This window comes from Prosthecobacter fusiformis (genome assembly GCF_004364345.1).
In the GTDB taxonomy this organism is placed as follows: Bacteria; Verrucomicrobiota; Verrucomicrobiia; order Verrucomicrobiales; family Verrucomicrobiaceae; genus Prosthecobacter; species Prosthecobacter fusiformis.
Genome location: NZ_SOCA01000004.1, coordinates 200,632 through 224,661 on the forward strand (window position 1 = coordinate 200,632; position 24,030 = coordinate 224,661).

The window sequence follows — 24,030 nt, forward strand, 5'->3', positions numbered from 1 at the left end:
GGGGCTTACACCATCATGCCGGACTGAACCGCGCGGGAGACGAGGTTGCTCTGGCTGGCGGGTGTGTTGTCTTCGGTGCTGCCCCACTCCGTGCCCCAGTCTTTGCGGAGATCCTTCATGCGATCATCAAAGATCGCTTGCTGCTCATCGGAGAGATCATCGCTCTTCACCACTTCTCGCACGAGATCATCGGTCTCAATGAGCGAGACAAACTTCTGCACGATCTCCTGGGATTGGGTGAATAGCGTGCTGGCCTGACTGAGCTGCCGCTGCTGTGTTTGCAGCGCCTTACTCAGATTTTCCTCAATGATCTTCATCAGTTCAGGATCAGTCTGGAAATTGCCTGTGATGGTGCCGAGCGCTTGTGAATCACTACTTTGGAAAACAACGCCTGTTCCCGCACTCGTGCTGGATGATGTCGGACTGTTGTTACCCACAAGGCCATAGGTGCTGAGTGCCGAGAGAAGGTTCTGTAAACCGAGACGCATCTCGGGGGCGGACGGAGCCTCAGAACCGGATTGGCCCGTGCTTTGCCCTACGCCCGCAGAGCCCAGTGCTGCTAACCCTTGAAGCACCAGCATTACTTGCTCCGAGGTGCGTGAGAGGTCGCTCAATGTCCCCGATACGCTGCCCTGACCAGTGTTGGTATCCGCAGAGCTGTATTGAGCTTTTCCGGATAACATGTCCGCCACTTGCTGCAACACGTTCGATAGCTGTGGAAGTGTAGAGGCTGATTTCCCTGTCAACACTTCCAGCAACTGTTGCGCTGAACCCGGCAGGGGCGGGGTGGTGTTAGACGGAGTTTGAGTGGGCTGCTGTGGAAAGGTGAGCGGTCCTTCTTTCGCGCCATCGGCTTGCGCAAGAGTGGCTCCAAGCTGCTCCAAATCTCTCAAAAATTCTAGCAGTGAACTCGCTGTTGTTTGAGGTGAGGATGTCACAGGCGCCAGATTTGCGAGATCCCTTTGATCCGAGAGAGAAACGACACCTAGCTGTGCCAGCGTAGTCAACAGTGCCTCCAGCCCTAGTGATAGGTTTTGTGGGTTCACCATCGTTGGCGTGGAGTTATCGAGTGACGACAATTGAGTGAGCAATTCCGCCAAAGCATTGCCTGTTGGCGCAGCAGCAGACTCTGCGGTAATGGGCGGAGTCAGGGAAATGTCGGCCAAGTCTTGTGCACCTCCGTTGACTGGTGCCGGGCCAGCTTGAATCGAATCTTGGCTCGTTTCTTCAGGCTGAGCCTGGGGGGAGGGGAGGTTTTTGGATATCCCCATTGGTGTGCTGTTTTCCGACTCACTGGAATTTGCAGCAGTGCCTGGCAGGGCTGAATTTGGCCCTTCATTGCCCATGGCAGTTGGGCTGTTAACAGTTGGCTCCTGTGGTTTTGGGGGCAGCTCAAGAATGTTCAAGTTTCCTCCCCCGAGAATGCCGGAAAGCAGACGCCCTGCCCGGCGCAGACTATCGCCCAGAGGATCGTTAATGGGAGTGTTAGCTGACTGTCCTGGGGTGCTGCTCGTAGATATTTCAGCGGTGCCAGGAAGAAGTGTTGGCGGGATTTGGGGCAAGGTCGGCACTAGGCCACCGCTCTGTGTGAGGGTGTTGAGCTGTTCCAAGACATTGGTCGCGCTCGCTTCAATGTTCCCTTGTTGCGGATCAATGAGCGCATTCCCTTGCAACAATTGCAGAGCGGAAACCAGGCGTCGCTCAATGGCCTGAAGCTCGGCTTTGGCGGAGGCACTTTCTACCCCACGCTCTTCAGCGCTCTTATCGGCCTGCTTGCGCAGCAGTTCGATGATTTCATTGAGTTCATTGAGGGCTTGGTTAGCGGCAGCGATCCTGGCCAGAGCTTGTTCATAAGCATCTTGAATCTGCCGGATGTAGCTTTCGGTTTGAATCGCTACATCCATCAGCTCAATGTTGTTGAGCTTACCATCGCCATCGTAGTCGTAGTCCGAGATGCCCATCTCGGTGATGAAAGCCTGGAAGTCGGACGATATGGCCACATCCGTCGGGTCAAGTCGCAGCTCATTGCTGATGGGGGAGGTCGCAATGATTTCGCGCCCGCCGGCATCACCCAGAAAGTTGCCGTTGTTCCTCCATCGGCCCGCATTTCCATCTGATTCGAGGATGTATCCATCGTTGCTGCTGCGGTCCGCATTACGTCCATTGAGCTCAGAGTAAGAGCTCACATTCGGCCAGGCATTGCCATTGACATTACCAATGGTGAAGGCATGAACTCCGCGACTGATAAGCAAATCCCCAGGCGAACCTGGGTTGACCGTGATCTTCGTCTGATTCGGCAATACAAACGTGGATGTGTGATCGAATTTCCAGCCCGCCCCTCCCTTGAGATTGTCCACACTGCCATTGGGATGCACCAGGATGCCCTCACCCGAGGCATCCGCCATAGTCCAGTAACCTGAATTGCCCCAGGTGGAAAGAGAGTAGCCTCCGCCTAAATCATGGGTCGTCGGCGTCTGGCTGCGAATTTGTACAATCGGAGAGGTAGTGACAAAATTCAGGACGCTGTCCGCATGGTCGATCACCTTCTGTGCCTCTCTGCGAACTTCATTGGTGGCGTTGTAGCGACTCGTTGGAAATGGAGTCATCCCCGCAAGCTGACCGAGGAGCGTACTGGCATTGTCCCGGGCAGCTGTCGCGTTATTCAGCGCATTGGTAGCATGATATCGAGCTGCGTTAGGATCGGCCTGATTCACCAGATAAGCCGTGGCCAGCTCCAGTTCATCAGCGGCATGTTTCACACTGTTCGCATAACCCCGCTCAGGATTGGAAGCTCCCGTGCCGTTCACAGCATTTTGGGCAGTGGATTGAATGTTCTGTGCTGTTGTGCGATACGGCCAGCTCTGCGTTCTCATGCCATTCACCACCGCCGTGGTGTGCTGCGATTGAAGTCCTCCGGAAGCGGGACCAAAAGGATCCTTCAATGCTTCAATGTTGGCTTCCTCAATCTTCTGAGATGCTTCCTTCAAACTCTGGACAGCCTGCCCATAAACTCCCGTCTCCGATAAAGTTTGCTCGAGCCCCCGAAGACCACTGAGAGCGGACTGAGTGATCAGATCCTGGTGCTGAGTATAAATGCTGGAGTAGGCCAATGAGCCATCCAATGCACCTGCACGGGCAGCGACACTGAGTTGATCAATCTTTAGTATTTCCATGGCGTCAGGACAGCCCCGTTTTTCAAACTGGATCAAAAGGGCTCAAGAGTGAGTCCGCGAAAAGCGGCGCTGGATTACAAGAAAGTTGCCAACGCAGGCGAATGGGATGAGGAATCACACCTTCATCATGGCCCGCCTTTTTAAAGATCGCTTCACCCAGTGGCTGGAGGCGCAAGGCACCCCGCCGGAGATTTATCAGCCGGGGGGCATTTTTGGCTGCCCGCCCATGGGTTGGCAGCACACCCAGCACGGAACTTCCATCGTTTATGTTGTCCAAAAAGATGAACCCGAAGTGTTGCACATCATCATGTTCGAGCGTGAACAAGGCCGTGCCGGGCTGGGCAGTCCCTTTGCCCGTCTGATACGTTTCCTTCGCCTCCTTCACCGCAGTGATTCAGGCATCACTCATGTCACGGGCCGTATCAACGCCATCGAAGGACGGCCTGCGGACAGCCTGGAGACAGCTCGGATGAAGCCGTTTTATGTGAAGCACTTGAGTGGCCACTACTTCACGGATGACCAGGGCATTGAATGGGTGAGTGGATCGGTGGCTGGGGCGCTTGAGGCTCTGGCCGGTGTGCGTGAAAGGAGAAGCTGAGAAAGGTCAATTGGTCGTCAAGCCGAGATTGACCGCTGCTTGTTTCATATCGAAATCCAATCGCGTGCCGCTGAATTTATCCTTCGGATCTTGACCTGGATAAAAGGTTGTCTGTGTGGGCGTCTCGCCAGACTGCTTGTATGACCGGTTTGTGTAAGTCAAAAAGTCATCTTGTTTTGCCGACCACATGAAGGCTTGAGTTTGCTCCCAGCTCTGGGTCATGAAGGTGTCGCCATTGGGCATGATGACGAAGACTTTTTCGTCTTTCTCGGAGAACTGCGTATTGTCCTGCTCGGTGCCGTGCTTGACCAAGTCGCCGCCCGTGTAGCCATTCTCACCTTGCACGGAGTCGTTGAGTTTGGTGCGAATTTCCCCCTGCCATTTGGTCAGGCGTCCGAGCTCGGGGTCCACTTTCTGCCGGTCCTCCTGGCCGAGCAGTTTGCTTCGTCCGTTGTTGACGGTGGTTCGGATGATCTCGCGGCTTTTGGACTTCAGTTGATCTTTGAGTTCCGTGACAGAATCCCCGGTGGCCGTCTTGAGCTTCTCTTTCAAATCGCTACGTTCCTTCATCAATTGGGCGAGCACGGGATCTCGATCCAAAGCCTTGCCTGCAAGTTTTCCATCGCCCATTTTTGGCAGCATGGCGAACATGTCGTAGTCGGCAGTCAGTGGGATCGGGGCATCTTCTTTTTTGGTCTTGCCCCCCATGACCTCCAGTTCCTTCCATTCTTTCACGGTCTCTCCCACCACAGGCTGCTTCCCCTCCAGATTCTTGTAGGAGACTTTGAAGCCCCCTTGATCTGGCTCCAGCTTGAACAGGTAGTTTTCATTTTTGCCACCGTTGAGAAAGTAGCGTGGACCGTCTTCGGGGCTCTTTGACAATGGCTCGCCCATGTCATTGCAAGGGATGATGAGCTTGTTCTCGGTCAGGTAATTCAAACGGTTGTTACTCAAAGTCAGTTGTGAGGAGCCGACCCGATCCCCGTCATGCTCAAGGGAGTGTTGGTTGTCCTCAATGCCTTTGGTGATCGCTTTGGAGTCGTCGTGTTTTTTGCTCAGGTTCTGATCCCGTGCGATGTAGCCGGCCATGGGTCCCCAGTCTGAAGACTTGCCATGCACATTGAGCCCCTTTGCGGCAGTGCCCTCCTCAAGCAGGCCCGTGCTCATCTGATTCACCGGGCGGAACATCAGGATGGTGTTTGTGTCCTTGGCCACTTGCGTAAACTTTTCCACATGCGAGCCGACGAGGCCGGAATCCTTGATCGCCTGTGCACCCGTGATCATACCGTCTGACTTCAGCTTGTCGAGATGCCCGGAGAAAGACGATGAGACGGGGGCCAACGTTGCCCGCTGCGGCCCTGTGCTCTCTACCGTGACTTGCTGCGGACGAGGGCCGATGTCATCGATGATCATGCTTTGCGGCGGAGCTTGTGAGATGTCCTCAAGGGAAATCGAATGTTCAGTGAACTGTCCGCCCATTGTGGAAAAATCGTTGAACTCCAGGGTGTCCCGGGGCTGTGGCGGTACCCCCAGGTCCTCCTCTTCAAATCCATTGTTGAATTCCAGATCAATCTCTGACAGGCCCTCCAAAATGCTATCCAGCGTGTTGGTCCTGCCACGATTCTGGTGCTGGTCCACCCCGCTGCGGCGTTCGGGTGGATCTTGAGGTTCGACCTGGCGTGCGGTCAGCGCCTTGTGCAGCGCGACAAAAGGTTGCGCAATGATGTTGCCGAGTTGCTTGAGCGCCTGACCTGCACTGACCACCATGCCTTTCAAAGTGGTGGCGATGTTATGACCGATGTTTTGCAGGGTTTGGTTCGCGACGGCGAGCCTGCCTTGGAGTGCCTGGAGATTCATCTTTGGGAGAGGGGCGTGGAACGGTTAGACGCGCAGCATGGAGGACAAGGAAAGGTCGATGGGGGTATCGCTTCTAGGCTTGTTGGCTTCAGTTGCGGCAAGGCGCTGCTGCCAGAGCTTGGCGCTCTGCACCAAAGTCGCTAGAAGCTCCGATAACGACTCCAGATTCGCGTGTTCAGTGACCAGAGAAGTGTGCAATAAAATGCTGGTCTCCGTCGCATCCAGAGACAGCACCGCCCCACCGGTTGCCCGGCCCAGGTAGTTCCCTCGCAGCAGATGCACAAACAAGGCTTTGCGATTTTCGGCAGGTACGGAACCCACCAGCGCGTGCAAGTGCAAGAGGTCAGTACGCTCGATGTCGGGCTCCAAAGTCACATGGGTGTCCTGATCAAACAAGAGGCCACAAGAGCCATCGGGCTCGGTTGGCACATTGGTCAGGCCTAGGTGAGTTAACAGGTGGGCAATAGCATCGCGAGCACTGAAAGTAGCCATAAGCGGAGTGAATGAGTGATGGGTTAAGCAGCCAGCATATCCTGGTTCGTGCTGGAGGTAAGGTCGCCGCTCACCAACTGGTCTTCCCATCCCTCGAGATAGTTCACGAAGCGCTCGATCTCTTGAGTGAAGCCCGTGAGATCGATCGTCTCCATGTGGAGCTGACGCTCAAACAAGATTTCTCCCGCAGGGCTCAGCGAGAAATAAGCCCCCCCGGTTTGTGAACCCAGAACGTTCGCACGCAAGAGGGCTCCCAGGGAGGTCGCATCTTCGAGATCGAGAAGCGAGACGACGGAACTTAAGTGCAGCGTTTGACCGTCGGGCAAAAGTTCAAAATCCACTTCCAGCCGACCATCAAAGGCCAGGCGGCAGGTGCCATGTTCACTGAGCGCGAGACCAGGCTGACCAAGCAGAAGTCCGACTTCAAGAAGTGCGTCAGAGAGGTTCATGAGTGAGATTGTCGGTCGTGGTCAAAGGTTGTAGAAGCAAGCTGACATTGGCGGGCAATCGTTAGCCGCTTGTTTCATCCATAACCGTTCGGCGGCCTGACATTACCTCTGCGAATTTTTTTATCAGTATTTGGTAATCCGCGCAGAGCTGACGGGTGATAGCAGAGAAGACTGAGCACCTTGCCCGGTATCTCCACTCTCCCCTGCTTTTGATCTATGTCGCTGTCAGAAATACTCGCCTCATTACCTCCTGAACTCGGTCTTTCGGAACAGGCCAACGGTTCCAACGGCATCTGTGAAATCATCATTGATGGGCAGCTCCAGGTGATGCTGGAGATGGGTCCGCAGGAGGAGAGTCTGCATCTTTACAGCGTCGTGGCTCGGGTGCCTGATGGTGAAGAGGGGCCGGTCTTGAAAACCTTGCTTGAAGGGCAGCTTTTTGGTCGCGAGATCGGTGCAGGCATCACCTTCGGATTGGATCAAGTGACCGGCGAGATTTTGCTCTGGTCTGCACTGCGCGAGCGCGAATTGGAGCCAGACGCTTTCAGCGCAGCACTCACTGAGTTCGTAAACTGGACGGAGCACTGGCACCGAAAACTCAATCACTCGACGCCGCTGGAAGAGGATGCCGACTGGCAGGCCCCAGAGCCGACTGAAACCATGATGCGCGTCTAAATTCTCTTTCTTGAATTCTATGAACATCAAAGCTGAATACACGAACCTCGCTAAGGCCCTCTCCGAACAACAAGGCACTGCGGTCACTTCAAAACAAACGGGTCAGGGCATCAGAACCCATATTCCTGACAAGCAGCAGGTAACCCGTGCCGCGCAGACACATATTATCCAATGTTTTACCTCCAAGAAGCTCGCCGCCCGCGGGATCACGGTGGCCAATGTGATCAGCCGCGAGGGCATGAAGGCAACGCTGGGCAAGGCGGGCGTGTTGGCGAATATTAAGGACGGTCTTACGCGACTAAAATATCGCCTTTCGCACTCGAACCAAAAAGCAAGCAGCGAGCTGGGCAACAGCCATCGCGTCCTGATTCGTTTGGCGGGCCAATACCACACGTTAGCGACGAACCCCACGCCACAGAACAAGTCGGCACGTGAGCAATTGCTGGAAAAATTGGACACCAAGCTAAAGGATCTTCAGGGATCACTCGATATGAGCAATAGCCCTGCCGAGCGCCGCAAATATGTGGATGTGCGGTTGATGAAGGACTATATCACCGAAGAAAAGAGGCTGCTGCATAATGAAGTCCATCAGGACGGCCTGGAGATACCTCAGGCACCGCCGAATCCTTTGCAAAATCAGCCATTGAATCCGCAGGGTAACCAGGGCGAAGGTATCCAGTTCAAGGCGAATGGCCTCACGCGCGGCGATTTTCAAAACACTCGTGATACCCTAAAACCTACGGGCAACAACACCGAGAACCGGGTGCAGGAGAACCTGGAGCAAGCGCCTGAAGTGCCTGAGGGTTCAGGCCCCTCGGAGTACAAGCCGAAAGCACCCCTAAAATTCACCGTGGCGACCAAGGGAGACACTTTGGAGCAAGTGAAAAAGAACCTCACCGAACCCGTGAAAGGCACTGTGGTGAAAGATGGTTTCTCATCTGCCAGCAACATCGTTGGCAAGAACTCTCTGAAAGACCTGGAAGTGGCACTCGCCCACAGTACCCAGCCAAAGCCTCGTGGAGAAAGCAAGCCGATCAACGATCCCAGCATCAAAGACTTGTCAGGCTTCTCCTTTCAATCGCAGGAGTATGGTCAGTTGCGCGATCAGATGAAGGCTGCCGTTAAAAACGAGCCCAGCGCTCAGCCGACCGTTGTAATTGGCAAGAGCCTGGGTCAGCTTTTGATTCAGGAGATGAACAACCTCGGCGAGCAGGATAAGAAGAACTTCATGCTGGCGCTGACCACCACCCGCAGTGCGGCATGGATGGATGACATTCTGCAAGATGTGGGGAATGCCTTTCCTGAAAGGTTTCGTGATCAGTTCACCAGCCTGACTCTTCCTTCTAACAAGCAAATGAAAGAGATCCTTGAGGCAGCCTTTGACGAGCTTTTGACAGCGCTGCCGAATACATCAGAGCAGAATGGAAATCTCATTATCCTCAATGGTGTTCAGTATCAGTTCGAGGCACAACTGGGCGAAGGCGGGCTTGGCATCGTCTCCACCTACCGCAAGGTGCCCAATCAAATTGGTGTCGAACCAGAAGTCATCGCGATCAAGAAGAGTAAGGACGATGATCTGGGCTTTGACCAGCTCGCCAAGGAGGTGCGCAACCATGCCCAAGTCGGCGAACATCCCAATGTGCCGACTTTTAGAGGTGCAGTCAGGTCGCCCAATGGAGAACTGTTCATCGCTATGGACCTGGCACCGAGGGGGGACATGATGAAACTTGCTGGCAAGATCCAAGATGCAGTCAGCAGCGGGCTCATCTCCCAAACCACCGCGAATGTGATTCGGCTGACTCTCATGCAAGATGTCATCAAAGGTCTGCATCACCTGCAAGAGCAGGTGGGCATGGTCCATGTGGATTTGAAGATGCAAAACTTCTTCATCCAGAATGACGGCGTGGCCCAGATCGGTGACTTCGGGATCTCACAGACTTCACTAGACAGCACGGTGGAAGACACCAAACTCGATGCCGACTACAATAAAGCACCCGAGATCTTGATCCAAGGTGGACGTCAAAAAACAAGAGAGGGTGCAATCGTCAACACCCCAGAGAACAAGCCCTTCCGAGAAGCAGAAGTCAGTGAAAATCTCATCAAGCTCAACGAGAAGGTGGACGTCTTTGCCTTGGGTACGGCCGTCTATGAGTTGTTCAGCGGTCAGAGCTTCCTGGGCGACTTGGCGGGCGGACATGACTGGTATCGCGAATATATGGCCCTTCGCGAGTATGGGCTGGATCCCTCACGAACGGTGTCCACACTGGGAACTGATGGTAAAGGCAATGTCATGGGAACTGATGGTAAAAGCAATGTCATGGGAACAGGTGCCACTGCTTTGGACCGAGTGCTCAATGCTATGCTCAGTCCCGATCCTGAAAAAAGGCCCAGCATGAGCGAGCTGATGAACTATAGCTTGTTCAAGCAAACTGGCGTGGGCGAAGTGGGGGTGCGTGATCTGATAAAACTGCTCACTACTCCGGGTGTCGATCCGCAGGATTTGAAGCAGGCCAACGCTAACCTTGGACTGTAAGGTACCGGGCCTATCGACAAGCGCGCCCACCTTCCCATGACATCCGTCATTAAAGCCTTGTGGGGACGCATCCTTGCCGCAGTGATGATGGGCATCATCACTGCGTGCTTGTGGCCCGAATCGTCAGATGGATGGCGCAAGGTGGCCGGAATCATCCTCAGCGTTGGCCTGGGCTTCCAAATCACCACGGCCATCGGGGCGGCCAGGCAGGGGCCTGCCGCTGCGATCATGGCCTGGCTTGATTGCGCAGCATTTCCTCTCGTCATGGTGGCGTTCCTCCATCTGCCATCCCTGCAAGGCTGGCTGCTGCTAATCAGCGCTTGGGCGTGGCGTCTCTTGGTGAAGAACCTTTGGAAATGATCGCTAAAAACACCCTTGAACAGGCTCTCGAACTGCATCGTGCAGAGCGTATGCGGGAGGTCTCATTGATCAATGGCGACTTATTGGAAAGCGACCCGGAGCAAGTCACGGCACTGCAACGCCAGGCAACGGCCCATGCACAGCAAGGGGATTTTGCCACTGCGATGGAGCTCTATGACCGTGCGATCAAACGGATGCCGACCTTTGCGGAGGCGCATGCAAATCGCGGCAATGTATTGCGTTGTTTGGCGCGCTTCGCTGAGGCGTTGGCGTGCTATGACCTCGCTATCGAACTGAAGCCCGACTTCGCCGAAGCACACAATAATCGGGGCGTCGTGCTCCGAGATTTGAAGCGCCAGGACGAAGCCTTGGCGAATCATGAGAGGGCCATCGAAATCAAGCCTGACTATGCCAATGCCTGGATGAACCGAGGCATCGTGCTGCGCGAAATGGGGCGCTACCAGGAAGCGCTTTCCAGTTATGCACGAGTGATTGAATTGCGCCCTGAAGATGCGCAGACGTTCAACTATCAAGGCATGGTGCTCTATCGTCTCGAACGCTATGAAGAGGCTCTGGCGTGCTATGCACATGCCATCGAACTGAAGCCAAACTATGCCGAAGCCCTTTATCATCACAGCCTTGCACTGCGTGAAACCCTCGGGTTGACAGAGGCTATCGAAAGTTGTGATCGGGCGATTCAGGTCCGACCTAACTATGCAGAGGCATGGTGGAACCGGGCAGAGTTGCTGATCCTGACTGGCGACTATCCAAGTGGTTGGCGGACGCTTTGCTGGCGCTGGCGATCCGTCGAGTATGGGAAGGTGCTTCGTCAGTTCATTCAGCCATTGTGGGATGGTAGTCAGGACATCAATGGTAAGACTTTGCTCGTGACTCTTGACGGTGGTTTTGGCGACACCCTCCAGTTCTGCCGATATGTGACGCTGGCCGTCAAAAGAGGCGCACAGGTTATTTTAGAGGTGCAGGCGGGGTTAATGACACTACTGCAAGGTAGCTTTGATGGGATCCAAATCATCGCATATGGTCAGACATTGCCGCCCTTTGAATGCAGTTGCCCCCTGATGAATTTGCCAGGTGCTTTTGCTTTACCGGTGGACGATATCCCTGCCTGCCTTCCATATCTTCGTGCTCCAGAGAAGCATATTGAGACGTGGGCAGAACGGCTTGGTGAGAGGACCCGGCCCCGCATCGGCCTTGTGTGGTCTGGTAGTACGGAACATTCAAAAGATCGTCAGCGCAGTATGCCACTGGCAATCATGAAAGGACTGTTGAACTGTGACGCCGAGTTTCACTGTCTGCAAAAGCAGATTCGCGATGCGGATCTTGACGACATCCTCAACTTGCCGATTAAAATCTGGGTGAAGGAGTTAGCCGGCTTTTCAGACACCGCTGGTCTGGTCATGGCGATGGATCTCGTCATCAGTGTGGATACCTCGGTCGCACATTTGGCAGGTGCATTGGGGAGACCCGTCTGGGTTTTGTTGCCCTATGTGCCAGACATGCGTTGGTTATTGGATTGCGACGACTCTCCTTGGTATCCCGAGGTCATGCGCCTTTTTCGACAGTCATCTCGCGGGGAATGGGCGATGGTCATCGCTCGTGTCAGCGAGGAATTGAACTATTTTCTTCAATGCCTGAGTTCCCGGGATGAGTGATTTTTCACATCCGATGCAGTGAGCAATGGCAATACCATTTTTATACAAGCTTTCAAAGAAACCTCATTTAGCAGCGCTGTTTTGATTTATCTTTCAAAATTCACGATCTGACATGCCAGAAGCCTTCTCCAATTCCGATCCCTTAGCCGAAACACGCTGTGCTGTGTGTGATGCACGGATTCCGCCTGCCGGTACCTGTGCCCAGTGTCTTTTGCGCTTGGCCATCGATAGCAGCAGCAACGATGACGATATGTTGCTTAATACTCTCCGCTGGCAGGGATTTGGCGACTATGAGGTCATTGAGGAAATCGACCGGGGTGGAATGGGCGTGGTGTATCGTGCTCGGCAGCGAAGCCTGGAACGCGAAGTCGCGCTCAAGATGATCCTAGCCGGTGAGCTTGCAGGAAAGAAGGCACTCCGCATGTTTCAGACGGAAGCCCAGGCGGCAGCGAACCTGCATCATCCAAACATCGTCCCCGTGTATGAGATCGGTGAGCATGAAATGCAAAACTACTTTACCATGCGGTACATCCCAGGGGGCCTCACGGTGGCAGACTGGGCCGCTTCTCACCGCGGAGATTCGCGTGAAATTGCAGCCGTGGTGGCTAAGATCTCCCGCGCAGTGGCACACGCGCATGAGCGTGGAGTGCTCCATTGTGATCTCAAGCCATCGAATGTTTTATGGGATCCGAGGGGAGAACCCATGGTCACGGACTTTGGTCTCGCCAAGTTGTTGGATAGATCGGATCCTGCGGTGACTTACACGGCTGCGATTGCGGGCAGCCCGAGCTATATGGCTCCAGAACAGTTTGATGGGAAGGCCGGCAGCATCACCACCGCCACCGATATTTATGGGATCGGCTCCCTCCTTTATGAGATGCTTTCAGGGAGGCCTCCCTTCGATGGTGGATCGCCTTTAGAGATCTTACGAAAGGTTTCCCAGGAATCACCCCGAGCGCTTTTGTCCCTTCCCAAGGATCTTGAGGTCATCTGTATGAAGTGCCTGGAGAAGAGGCCTGAAGATCGATACTCCAGTGCGGCAGCATTAGCGGATGATCTTGAGCACTTCGTTCGCGGTGAGCCCGTTTCCGCCGTGCCTTTGACCTGGACTCAGGGCGTGTGGCGCTGGGCCTTGAGGAAGCCGCGTTCTGCAGCTTTATTGACTTTATGTGCCATTTCTATTTTGTTTGGCATGACGGGAATCATCATGCAGTGGATGGCGACTCAGCGTGCAAATCGTGTTCAAGCCGAAGCTCTCGAACGTGTCCGCTGGCAAGAGATTGAGCGTTGGCAGGAAGACGGGAACGTGTCTCAGGCGCTTTCTTATCTTGCTAACTTGGTGCGGCAAAGGCCCAGTCATTGGCAAGCCGCCATGTATGCCATGTCGATAGTGAATCAAACTTCCATTGCCGTCCCGGCCGGGCCAAACATCATCCCTCCAGCAAACTCCACGGCATCCGCTCGGTTGTCTTCCGATGGTCGGTGGATCTTCACGGCTGGCAGTGATGCCTGTGTGCGGCTATGGGAAACCAGCAGCGGAAAGGAAGCGCGCCACATTCAGATGCAGAGTTTGGTCACAGAGCTTGCGACAGGAAGTTTGGTGCCACTGGCACTAGCGACGCAGAATGGCGAAATTGCCGTTTTACCGAAGCTCGACGGAGAACTTTTTACTTTGTCGCGCACAGTATCCCTGCCTGCGAAGAAACTGAGCTTCTCTGCCAATGGACGTCTGTTGGTTGCCATGACGGAATCAAAGCTTGAGGTCTGGTCTGTGAAATCGTTATCAGCCGCCCCTCAAAGCCTGGATCTGGAAGAGGATATGAAGGGAATGATGATCTCAGCAGATGGATTGCACGTGTTAGGTTGGGGAAAAACTAAGGCTTGTATCTGGGATACGGCGGCTTTTGAAAAGCGATTGAACATTCGTGCCAACGAGGTTTTTTATAATGCCGCCCTATCGGCAGATGGTCAGAAGCTTGCCATCATCGATGGTTTTCACCATGTGAGAATTTGGAGCATTTCCCAAGGGGTTGAAGAAAACATCGTGGAGAGTCCTCTCTCCTCATTCAATCAGGTGTGTCTTAGCGGCGATGGCAGTCGTTTAACGATGGCAGGTAACGGGAATGATCTCTGGTTTTATGATACGAAATCTGGCTTGCCTGTGAATGTCGCCACAAGGCACCATTACAATGTCCGTAACTTGGTGACAGATAGCCAGGGGAAGTATGTTTACAGCTATGGAAATGATGACTCGATGTGTGTGGCTGATGCTGTTACTGGGGATTCCGTGATCGGCTCAGTCCAAATCGGACACGTTCAGGACGAAGCTGATATTCATCCATCAAACGATGGGCGCATCATTCTAGCCCATAGTCGGGTGAAGATGCCTTTCCATGAAACCATCAGCGTTTGGCAGGGGACTAACCGGATGCATCCGATCCGTCATCGGGTCGCCGGGGAGCGCGATTTTCATTTCAGTCGTTTGAGCCCTGATGGTCGTCTCGGTTGTTTAGGGCTGTATCCGGGAGATCGGTGCTATGTCTATGAACTCAGCAGTGGGCATGTTTTGTTGGATAAGAAGACCAATGGGAATGTGTATGTCACCCTTTTTTCCCCGGACATGACCAAGTGCTATGCTATGACGGCGAATGGCTGGATCCACGGTTGGTCGATGGCTACTGGAGAAGAGCTGTGGCCGCCTAACAATCAGCCTGGCAAGATACGTCCTGCCGTGATCACCAGTGATGGCACTCGAATTATTGTTGGACACAATGATGGCCACATACGCATTTACAATACAGAGACAGGGCAGGTCATGCAGGTATTGGATCATCCTGGCGAAATTAAAACGCTGCGATTAGCTCCCGGCGGCGGAGAGGTTTTACTTTCGGGATCTACAAATAAATTGGCTCATACCTGGGACCTGCGCACAGGCAAAAAGCTGCAAACTTTTGAAGGACATAGCCACACGATCATTGCCTCAGGTTGGAGTCCAGGGGGGCGATATGTCGCGACAGCATCCTATGACCGCACAGCTCGCATTTGGGATGTGATCACCGGGAAGTCTGTCGGATCACCCATGAAACATCAGGCTTGGCTTTCTCATTTGGAGTTCAGCCCCGATGGGCGTACCGTTGCCACCGCTTGCCGGGATGGCACTGCACGTTTGTGGGAGGCCAAAACAGGTAAACCGGCCTCCCAATGGATGGAACAAGGCTCTACTTGTGAAACAGTCCGCTTTACCAACGATGGTGCCGCGCTCCTTATCCGTGATCACGGAGGCTTTCGATTTTGGGATACCGAACGCGCAGAACCAATCACCATCCATTACAAGGAGCCTGTTTCTGGCGGCCTTGGCATGGATAGCGAAAGCCATCGTTCCATCATGAGGGAGGATGGTTCTCAGGTCTTTCTTGCCAGCAGTATGAACTATGGTGCGTTATGGGAAGTCCCTCAGCCAAGGGCGAGCGCACCATCGTGGTTTCCAGATTTTATTGAAGCGCTAGCGGGTCTGAATTTTGGAAATCCTGAAGAAGCCAACCATGTGCGAGCTAGATGGTTGCCACTGAAAACGAAGCTCCTTGAGAGTACCGATCCAGGGGTGTTTAGCGTCTGGGCACGGAAAACGCTCTCGATTAATCCTGAATGACTGGGACCTTTTTACGTCCACAAATTTCTATCCAACGTGCGATAGTTCACTGCCTCCAGCACACTATCACTGTCAATTTGTTCCAAGCCTTTAAGATCCGCGAGAGTTCTCGCTACTTTTAATATTCGGTCATGCGCTCGGGCACTGAAGTGCATTTCGCTCATGTTATGTTCCAAGAAAGCACTGCCTTCAGTATCCAGTTCACAGTGTTTCTTAATCAGGCGCGAGTTCATCCCGCTGTTGGTATGTATACCCTTTAATCCTTTGAACCTTGCCGCCTGGATGGCCCGCGCCTGTTCTACTCGTATGCGAATATTGGCGGAGGATTCACCCGGCTCCGCCTTAGTCAGTGCCTTGAAGTCCACCAGCGGCACCTCCACATGCAGGTCGATACGGTCCAGTAGAGGCCCACTAATGCGCTGGCGATACTTTTGCACCATCACGGAACTGCACCGGCAACTCCGGCGAGCATCCCCGTAGAAACCGCACTGACAGGGATTCATCGCCGCTACCAACATAAAGCTGGAGGGAAAGGTCACTGTCCCGACAGCACGCGAGATAGTCACCTTGCCATCCTCAAGCGGCTGGCGCATCACCTCCAGCGTACTTCGGCGGAATTCTGGCAGCTCATCCAGAAACAAAACTCCATTGTGTGAAAGGCTCACTTCTCCCGGTCCAGGATTGGTCCCTCCGCCCAGCAGGCCTGCATCGCTGATGGTATGATGGGGGGATCGAAACGGTCTTGTCGCGACAAAGGCTTGGTGCTCGTTTAGCAGACCACCCACACTATGGATCTTGGTCGTCTCGATGGCCTCTTCTTCCGTCATGCTAGGCATGATGGTGCCCACCCGCTTGGCGATCATGGACTTGCCAGTTCCGGGCGGGCCAACCATCAGGATGTTATGTCCGCCTGCCACCGCCACCTCAATGGCATGCTTGGCATCCGTCTGGCCTTTCACATCGGCAAAATCAATGTCGTAATGAGCTGCTGCCGCAAAGAACTCCGTTGCACGGCATGGCTCTGGAGCCAGTTCGATGTCTCCTTTTAAATACTCCACCACCTCGCGCAGATGGTTCACGCCGATGATGTCAATGCCTGCTACCACGCTGGCTTCGATGGCAGCCCGCTTCGGCACCAGCAGCCTTTTGCGCCCTTTGGCCCGTGCCTCCAATGCTACCGCCAGCAGCCCGCGCACAGGCCGTAGCTCTCCGTTGAGTGCCAACTCCCCGATCATCGCCGTCTCCGCCAGGATGGCGATGGGAATTTTCACCCGGTGCGCAATGAGGGAGATGGCGATAGGCAGGTCAAATCCCGGCCCCTCCTTCTTCAAATCCGCCGGTGCCAGATTAACGGTCGTCACCCCGTCATTCATCGCAAACCCGCAGGAAGAAATCGCTGCCGTCACCCGCTCCCGGCTTTCCTTCACTGAGGCATCCGGCAACCCCACGATGAACATCTTCTGCGTGCCTCCACTGTCATAGGATTCGATCTCGACCTCAATGGCATTGACGCCAAGGAGGGTAGCTGAGTAGGTGCGGGCAACCATGAATATTCACTATTCAAAGGCTCATTCCCACCTGCAAGTTGCGTTTTGCTGAAGTGTTGCCCAGGCATGCTCGCTCACCCCACGGCATGCTGGCGCAGGCGGCGGAGGGAAAAGAGTTCACCGCTGCATTCGCTGAGGCGCCTGGCTCCGTCTTTTCGTTTGGGGCCGAAGAGGTTGCGGTTCTCGGTAAAGACGCTTTCCACGGACTGGAACGCTCGGGGTGTAGGGCGTAAAAGCCCAGACCTCTGCACAGAGTTAGGGAAGCCCGACGCAGGAGAAAACTTATTTCGAAGTTTTGGTTAGACTGGCCTTGCAGCGTACCTGCTATGGGGTGTCATTATCCATCTCCCAACCGGGTGTATCGGATCCACAAAAAATATGACATGCCAGCTAAGGAAAGCCAGTTTCTTTCGAAAAAATCAAAATTGGAACATTCTATATAAACCTGCTTACGTTTAAGTTGTATGCTAACATTTATATCCACGATTTGTTGATGCCTTTTTGCTAGGCTGCAGATAAATGTCAAATCGGGCGTGTGTACACTAACACCGAACCATCCTTTTTTTCTAAAATCCCACTCAATAGTAGAATTGGTGTAATCTATTAATTTGAATGATGGTGGGCGTAGCCACGATCCTTTCTCCAGTATTGAACAAGAAGCTAGAATTTTTGCATCTGCATTGTATAAATCAAATTCCATCTGCGGATTTCTTGCCATAGCAGTAACATTCAAGTTCTTATTCGGAAATTGAATAACTAAAGAATATGGCGGATTCCATGAATCACAAATACCCAGGAGAGAGAATTTCATGTTAGAGTCCGACATTTGGATCTCTTGCGGCGAATGCAACCTGCTGCTTTACCGCATGAGACCACGTGCGATGATGGCATCCACGGGGTTGAAGTTATCGGTGAAAACTTGGCCTTCTACGGGCAGGAGATGGCGGGGGATATGGGTGCGGAGGAGCCGTGCCTGCCAGGTATTCGCAAGGAAACCTTGGTCCGCGATGAGCTTGGAAAGGTCGTGATGAGAGGCCAGGATGATGACGTTTTGGGGAATGTTGCGGGCACTGCCGACTGCAAAAACTTCCAAATGAGGGAAGACTTCTCGCAGGGTAGCCAGCATGCCTGCCAGCAGTTCAGACTTATCCCCCTGCACGGCAGAAATGACATTCATGGTATAAACACCTTCGGGAGTGAGATGATCCGATACGAGCTGGAAGAACTCCTTGGAAGCTAGGTGGGCAGGGATGGCTTCTTTGCCATTATAAGCATCACCAAAGATGAGGTCCCATTTTTGCCCCCCGCTGGTGCGCAGGTAATGGCGCGCATCGCCTGCATGAGCGTGGACCTTCGGGTGTTCATCCAGTTTGAAAAACTGCCGCCCGGTTTTGATCACCTCGGGGTCTAGTTCCGCCACGTCCACCGTTGCATCTGGGAAGGTGCGGGAAACTTCTTCAGGCATGCCAAAGGCCCCGGCGCCGATGAAGAGCGCACTTTGGATAGGCCGCTCCTGTAGCATGGCCAGCCGCCAGTAGTGCTGATAGTCCATGACGAGTGCTCCTGTATCCGCATTCATCCCGCCTTCGTAGGTGGAGTCTAATTTGAGGAATCGGCGCCGATTTGGGCTTACACCTTCTTCAATAACCTGGATGCGGTGGTAAAACGATTCATGTTCGTAGATCACGCCTTCCGCAGGAGTGGCGGAGGTCAGTGCTCCAATAAGACCTGCACCCAAGCCGAAGGCGATCACTTTGGACGATTGAGCCAATCTTTTGCCACTGAGGATGAACGCCAGGACAGCCAGCGCCAGCAGTAGCACTGCGGTGCCGACGAAGATGCTGCGGACGCCGAAGTTGCCGAGGAGAAAAAAGCCCGAGAGGAAGGTGCCCACGAAACTGCCTAAAGATCCGAGCATGCTGATAGTGCCTGCCGCTCCGCCGATGTGGCTATCGCTGGACGTGAGACTATACAGACGAACCGCAGCAGGAGAGATCGCCCCCAGGAGAGCACCAGGCACGGCCAGGAGAAATAGTGAAAACATGACGGGACCATCAATGAGACCCCCTTTTGCAAAGGATGGGCCAAACCAAGTGCTGAGCGCAGGTATAAAGAAGGTCAGGATGGCCACGCCTGCCAGCAGCCAGCCGAGGACGTCCAACCCCGCACGTTTATCCGCCAGCCTTCCGCCCCAGTAGCCACCGACGCTGAAGGCGATAAGGATGACGCCGATGAGCGCAGTCCAGGTATAAACACTATTGCCAAAGAGCGGCGAAAGCAGGCGTGCCGCACTGATTTCAATGACCATCATGGAAGCCCCGGAAAGGAAGCAGGCTGCACCCAGGAAGAGCCGTATCGGCAGCAGGTGGGCAGATCCCTGGGCGGGAATAGGGCTGGCAGGTGAGGGTGCTTTGGGCATGAGGGAAAGAAGGTGTTAGGAGACTAGTTAAAAGTGGAGGGCAGGTTGACGGCGTATCCATGGAATACCGTCCGGCATGTCCTGCATACTCAATCGTTGTAAAAAACCAGGCTGGCGATCTTCCATCCTTCACCTGTTTTCACCAACGTGAAATAATCGGTGCCGGTTACAGTTTCGCGGCCTTTGGTGAGCTTCCATCTCACTGCTGCCTGCGCCACGCGCTCATCCCCGGTGATCTTCATATCCGTCGGCACTTCGGTCATCGGGACGGGGGAGCGTTCATGGCCCAAGGTTTGGCCATGGATAAATTCCGTCAGGCCCTGGCTATCCATTTGTCCGCTTGCTCCCACAAAACTAATGCGCGCCTTTGGGTGAAAACAGCCGCTGTAGCCCGTCATGTCCTTGGCTGACCAAGTGGAAAAATAGCGGTTCAGAAAGCTGCTGATGGCATCCTCGTCAGCAGGCGATGCCTGGCTGCAGGAGAGCAGGAGCATACTCAGCAGGAGGGCGGATAGCTGGCGCATGGATGGCGGGCAGGGTAGGGGATCAGTTTTACATCTGCTCCTCTGGCACGCCCATGAGTGCCAACAGGCGGTTCAGGTCTTCGACCCCGTAATAATCGATCTCGATGTGGCCTTTTTTCTCCGAATGCTTGACGGAGATATTCGTGGTCAGGTGATGCATGAGGCGCTGTTCTACCGATTCAATGGCGCTGTTCACCTCATTGTCCGCCAGCACCGGTTTTGGGGCTGGGGGATTCAGAATGCCGCTCGCGAGTTTTTCTGCCGCACGGACGGTTAGGCCTTTTTTGACGATCTCATCCGCTGCCCGTTCCTGATGCTCCGCATCCTTGAGGGTAAGCAGCACCTTGGCGTGTCCCGTGCTGAGCTTTCCTGTTGAAAGAAGATGCTGGACCGGGGAGGCGAGGTCCAGAAGTCGCATCGTATTGGCCACGGTGGCACGGTTTTTACCCACGCGCTGGGCGATGTCTTCCTGCCGCATGGAAAAATCCTTCGCCAGCCGCTCGTAAGCTCGGGCTTCTTCGATAGGATTAAGATCCTCACGCTGAAGGTTTTCGATGAGGGCCATTTCCAGGACGTCCTTGTCTGACGCCTCGCGAACAATGACAGGCACCTCCTTGAGGCCGAGTTCACGGGAGGCCCGGAAGCGGCGCTCACCTGCGATGAGTTCCAACTTACCATTTACGCGGCGGACGATGAGTGGCTGAATAATGCCGTGCTCCTTGATGGAACCCATCAGTTCGGCCAGTTGCTCCTGGACGAACTCCTTACGTGGCTGGAGCGGGCTGGGTACGATCTGCTCCAGACCGACACGGTTCACCACATCCCCGGGGGCCGGTTGGGCCAGGGCAGGTGGGCGCGGCAGCCCTGATCCGGCCGGTTGTGCCGAGATCAATGCGCCGAGACCTTTTCCGAGTGCTGGTTTTGCCATAAGGCCGCGAGGTTAAAGACTCCTCCCCCAATCGCAACCCCGTTTTGGTCCTGAATAGGACCCGGTTTGTCAGAAATTGCTGACGGACCTCACAGTTTGGCGTGCAGGACCCGCACAGAATAAACTTTACCACCCACGAACTCTCCTCCCTGGAGACTGCAAAAGGGGCTCATTTCGACATCCTTTCCTAGAAACGGAATGTTAATGCACAAAAAATCCCACAGCCTCTCAGCTGTGGGATTTTTCATTTGTTCAGAGCAGAGGATTCTGCCCCTCAGGGATGGTTATGCGTTAGCACGCAGAATCTGCGCAAGCACATACGGCAGGATACCGCCGGCGCGGTAGTAATCGATTTCCACTGGTGTGTCGATACGTACCACCAGCGGCAGATCAAAGCTGCTGCCATCTGCCTGTGTCACGCGCAGAGTCGCTTCGGCCTGCGGCTTCGTGTCGTTGGAGATGCCCAGGATGCTGAAGGTCGCATCGGCCAGATCTTTCACCTTGTCGTAATCTGCCTTGTCCTTGAAGTTACAAGGCAGCACGCCCATGCCCACCAGATTGCTGCGGTGAATACGCTCGAAGGATTTTGTGATCACTGCCTTCACACCCAGCAGGCGGGTGCCTTTGGCGGCCCAGTCACGGCTGCTGCCCATCCCGTAGTCTTCACCACCGATGATGATCGTTGGCGTGCCAGCAGCCTGGTAGGCGGTGGCAGCGTCGTAGATGCTCATCTCCGTGCCGGTAGGCTGCAGGAGGGTGTCGCCACCTTCTTTTCCGCCCAGCATCAGGTTCTTGATGCGGACGTTGGCGAAGGTGCCGCGGGTCATGATGCGGTCATTGCCACGGCGGCTGCCATAACTGTTGAAGTCACTTTGAGCCACGCCGTTTTCACCGAGGAACCGGCCCGCAGGGCTGGTCTTCTTGATCGCGCCGGCCGGGCTGATGTGGTCCGTTGTCACACTGTCGCCAAAAATTCCCAGAGGACGTGCGCCGACGATCTCGACGATATCACTTGGGTCCATGCTGAAGTCTTCGAAGAAAGGCGGATGCTGGATGTAGGTGCTCGTCTCGTTCCAGTCATAGACCAGACCCGTGGAGCCGGGGATCTCATTCCACTTCGGATTTTGGCTGGCAAAGTCCGTGTAAAGAGCGCGGAAGACTTCCGGAGAAAGGGCAGCCTTGAGGGCATCCTGAATTTCCTGGAGGGATGGCCAGATGTCCTTGAGGTAGATCCCGGTTCCAGGAACGATTTCATCCTTGCTCAGGTCAATGTCCACGGTGCCTGCGATGGCATAAGCCACTACCAGCGGTGGGCTCATCAGGAAGTTCGCCTTGATGCTCTGATGCACGCGGGCTTCGAAGTTACGGTTGCCGGACAGCACGCTGGCTGCAACGATGTCTTCCGCCTTCACCACGTCTTCAATGCCAGCATCCAGCGGGCCGGAATTGCCGATGCAAGTCGTGCAGCCGTAACCCACAGTCTGGAAGCCGAGCTTGTCCAGTTCCACCTGGAGATCGGTCTTGTTAAGGTAATCGGTCACCACTCGGCTGCCTGGGCCCAGGCTGGTTTTCACCGCAGGCTTCACGGTCAGGCCCTTGGCGTTCGCCTTTTTGGCCAATAAACCAGCGGCCAGCATCACGCTTGGGTTGCTTGTATTCGTGCAACTAGTAATCGCAGCGATGAGCACACTGCCGTGGCTGATCACATCCTTTTCACCACCTTTGCTGTCCACTGTCACTTCCCAGAGAGGGTAGGCAGGCTTGTCACTGCTCTCCGTGATCACGCCTTCCTGCGCACCAAAGGCACGCGCCACACCACTGCCATCCGGGATGGAATCCAGCGTATCTGGCACATCCGGTGCTCCTGCGGTGGATACCTCAGGCAACTTGCCATAACCGCCAGGAGTCGCCTTCGTCAAAATCTCATTCCACGTGCCCTTCAGCGCATCCACGGTAATCCGGTCCTGCGGACGCTTTGGCCCCGCCACACTTGGCTGGATGTCTGCCAAGTCCAGAGACAGATCGCTGGTATATTCCACTTCACCCTTTTGCGGAATGCCGAACATCCCCTGTGCCGTGTAGTAGTTTTTAAACGTTGCGCACAGTTCTTCAGTGCGGCCTGTGCCGCGCAGGTAGTTCACGCATTCCTCATCGATTGGGAAGAAGCCCATTGTTGCACCGTATTCGGGAGCCATGTTGGCGATTGTCGCACGGTCCGGCAGCGGCAGGATCTCAGCGCCTGGGCCGTAAAATTCCACAAACTTGCCCACCACACCGTGCTTGCGCAGCATCTGTGTGCAATGCAGGGCCAAATCTGTCGCTGTCACCCCTTCGCGCAGGCTTCCGGTCAGATAAACACCCACCACCTCAGGCACCAGGAAGGTCACCGGCTGGCCTAGCATCCCTGCCTCTGCCTCAATGCCGCCCACGCCCCAGGCCACCACGCCCAGACCGTTGATCATGGTCGTATGGCTGTCAGTTCCCACCAGCGTGTCTGGATAAAACACACCGTCTTTTTCCAAAACTCCCTTGGCCAGGTATTCCAGGTTCACCTGGTGCACGATACCGATGCCGGGAGGCACCACCTTGAAAGTATCAAAGGCCTGCTCACCCCATTTCAGGAACTCATACCGCTCCCGGTTACGCTCAAATTCCAGCTCCAGGTTCTGGTTCAGTGCCGCCTGTGTGCCGGCAAAGTCCACTTGCACACTGTGGTCCACCACCAGATCCACAGGCACCAGCGGCTCGATCATCTTCGTGTTCTTGCCCATCTTGGCCACCGCACTACGCATCGCCGCCAAATCCACCAGGAGGGGCACGCCGGTGAAGTCCTGCAAAACAATGCGTGCGACTGTGAACGGGATCTCATAGTCCCCCGGGTTCTTCGCATTCCAGTTCGCCAGATTCGTCACATCCTTTTCAGTCACCTTCTTGCCATCGAGATTGCGTAGCAAGGATTCCAGCACAATGCGGATGGACACAGGCAATTTGGAGATCTTGCCAACGCCCTGTTTTTCGAGTTCTGGCAGAGAGTAAAACTTGCCAGTAGTGCCGGTTCCTGTGGTGAAAGTGCTGGGGGTATTCATCGGGTGAAGATCAGGGATAGCGAGGGTAGCACGATTGGCACCAAAATTTTTGCAGGTTTTAAAACTC

General features: G+C 54.6%; 16 protein-coding genes. 6 read left to right on the forward strand and 10 right to left on the reverse strand.

All coding sequences use genetic code 11. From position 1 onward, the window contains the following. Positions 1–5 precede the first annotated feature (5 nt). A complete protein-coding gene (locus EI77_RS13520; RefSeq protein WP_133795815.1) occupies positions 6–3,173 on the reverse strand; it encodes a hypothetical protein in 3,168 nt (1,055 codons plus the stop codon). Positions 3,174–3,300: 127 nt separating this feature from the next. Here EI77_RS13520 and EI77_RS13525 point away from each other — a divergent pair, with 127 nt between their 5' ends. Continuing rightward, entirely contained in the window at positions 3,301–3,771 is a 471-nt protein-coding gene (locus EI77_RS13525; RefSeq protein WP_166647244.1) for a hypothetical protein, read from the forward strand. A 6-nt stretch (positions 3,772–3,777) separates the two neighbouring features. Here the strand turns inward: EI77_RS13525 and EI77_RS13530 are convergent, their stop codons facing one another. The 3 genes from EI77_RS13530 to EI77_RS13540 are packed head-to-tail and all read right to left on the reverse strand — an operon-like array spanning position 3,778 to position 6,569. Then, positions 3,778–5,628 carry an anthrax toxin-like adenylyl cyclase domain-containing protein gene (locus EI77_RS13530; protein ID WP_133795817.1) on the reverse strand — a complete coding sequence of 617 codons (1,851 nt, stop codon included), beginning with the start codon at positions 5,626–5,628 and terminating at the stop codon, positions 3,778–3,780. Between the two features lie 24 nt (positions 5,629–5,652). Continuing rightward, complete coding sequence (locus EI77_RS13535) at positions 5,653–6,120, reverse strand: type III secretion system chaperone (RefSeq protein ID WP_166647245.1); 468 nt, start codon at positions 6,118–6,120, stop codon at positions 5,653–5,655. A gap of 23 nt (positions 6,121–6,143) precedes the next feature. Next, positions 6,144–6,569 carry a type III secretion system chaperone gene (locus EI77_RS13540; protein ID WP_133795819.1) on the reverse strand — a complete coding sequence of 142 codons (426 nt, stop codon included), beginning with the start codon at positions 6,567–6,569 and terminating at the stop codon, positions 6,144–6,146. A gap of 216 nt (positions 6,570–6,785) precedes the next feature. Here EI77_RS13540 and EI77_RS13545 point away from each other — a divergent pair, with 216 nt between their 5' ends. From EI77_RS13545 to EI77_RS13565, 5 genes are all read left to right on the forward strand, one after another. Continuing rightward, positions 6,786–7,244, forward strand: coding sequence for a type III secretion system chaperone (locus EI77_RS13545; RefSeq protein ID WP_133795820.1), 459 nt, complete (start codon positions 6,786–6,788; stop codon positions 7,242–7,244). A gap of 19 nt (positions 7,245–7,263) precedes the next feature. Beyond that, positions 7,264–9,777 (forward strand): protein kinase domain-containing protein, encoded by a 2,514-nt coding sequence (locus EI77_RS13550; RefSeq protein WP_133795821.1) that lies wholly within the window; start codon positions 7,264–7,266, stop codon positions 9,775–9,777. 36 nt (positions 9,778–9,813) lie between these two features. Next, complete coding sequence (locus EI77_RS13555; protein WP_133795822.1) at positions 9,814–10,137, forward strand: hypothetical protein; 324 nt, start codon at positions 9,814–9,816, stop codon at positions 10,135–10,137. Further along, complete coding sequence (locus EI77_RS13560; RefSeq protein WP_133795823.1) at positions 10,134–11,810, forward strand: tetratricopeptide repeat protein; 1,677 nt, start codon at positions 10,134–10,136, stop codon at positions 11,808–11,810. The genes EI77_RS13555 and EI77_RS13560 overlap by 4 nt, the downstream gene beginning before the upstream one ends. A 250-nt stretch (positions 11,811–12,060) precedes the next feature. Further along, on the forward strand, positions 12,061–15,459 hold the full coding sequence (locus EI77_RS13565; protein ID WP_279586909.1) for a protein kinase domain-containing protein: 3,399 nt from the start codon (positions 12,061–12,063) through the stop codon (positions 15,457–15,459). 11 nt (positions 15,460–15,470) lie between these two features. Here the strand turns inward: EI77_RS13565 and EI77_RS13570 are convergent, their stop codons facing one another. The 6 genes from EI77_RS13570 to acnA form a co-directional block, all read right to left on the reverse strand. Next, positions 15,471–17,006 (reverse strand): YifB family Mg chelatase-like AAA ATPase, encoded by a 1,536-nt coding sequence (locus EI77_RS13570; protein WP_133795825.1) that lies wholly within the window; start codon positions 17,004–17,006, stop codon positions 15,471–15,473. A gap of 337 nt (positions 17,007–17,343) precedes the next feature. Further along, the gene (locus tag EI77_RS13575; protein WP_133795826.1) at positions 17,344–17,817 is read right to left on the reverse strand and encodes a hypothetical protein; all 474 of its coding nucleotides are present in this window, start codon (positions 17,815–17,817) and stop codon (positions 17,344–17,346) included. 48 nt (positions 17,818–17,865) lie between these two features. Beyond that, positions 17,866–19,425: a fused MFS/spermidine synthase gene (locus EI77_RS13580; protein ID WP_133795827.1), complete on the reverse strand. Its 1,560-nt coding sequence runs from the start codon at positions 19,423–19,425 to the stop codon at positions 17,866–17,868. 89 nt (positions 19,426–19,514) lie between these two features. Next, on the reverse strand, positions 19,515–19,919 hold the full coding sequence (locus EI77_RS13585) for a nuclear transport factor 2 family protein (RefSeq protein ID WP_166647246.1): 405 nt from the start codon (positions 19,917–19,919) through the stop codon (positions 19,515–19,517). Between the two features lie 58 nt (positions 19,920–19,977). Further along, on the reverse strand, positions 19,978–20,877 hold the full coding sequence (locus tag EI77_RS13590; RefSeq protein WP_133795829.1) for a ParB/RepB/Spo0J family partition protein: 900 nt from the start codon (positions 20,875–20,877) through the stop codon (positions 19,978–19,980). Between the two features lie 284 nt (positions 20,878–21,161). Next, on the reverse strand, positions 21,162–23,963 hold the full coding sequence (acnA, locus tag EI77_RS13595) for an aconitate hydratase (RefSeq protein ID WP_133795830.1): 2,802 nt from the start codon (positions 23,961–23,963) through the stop codon (positions 21,162–21,164). Positions 23,964–24,030: the final 67 nt, after the last annotated feature.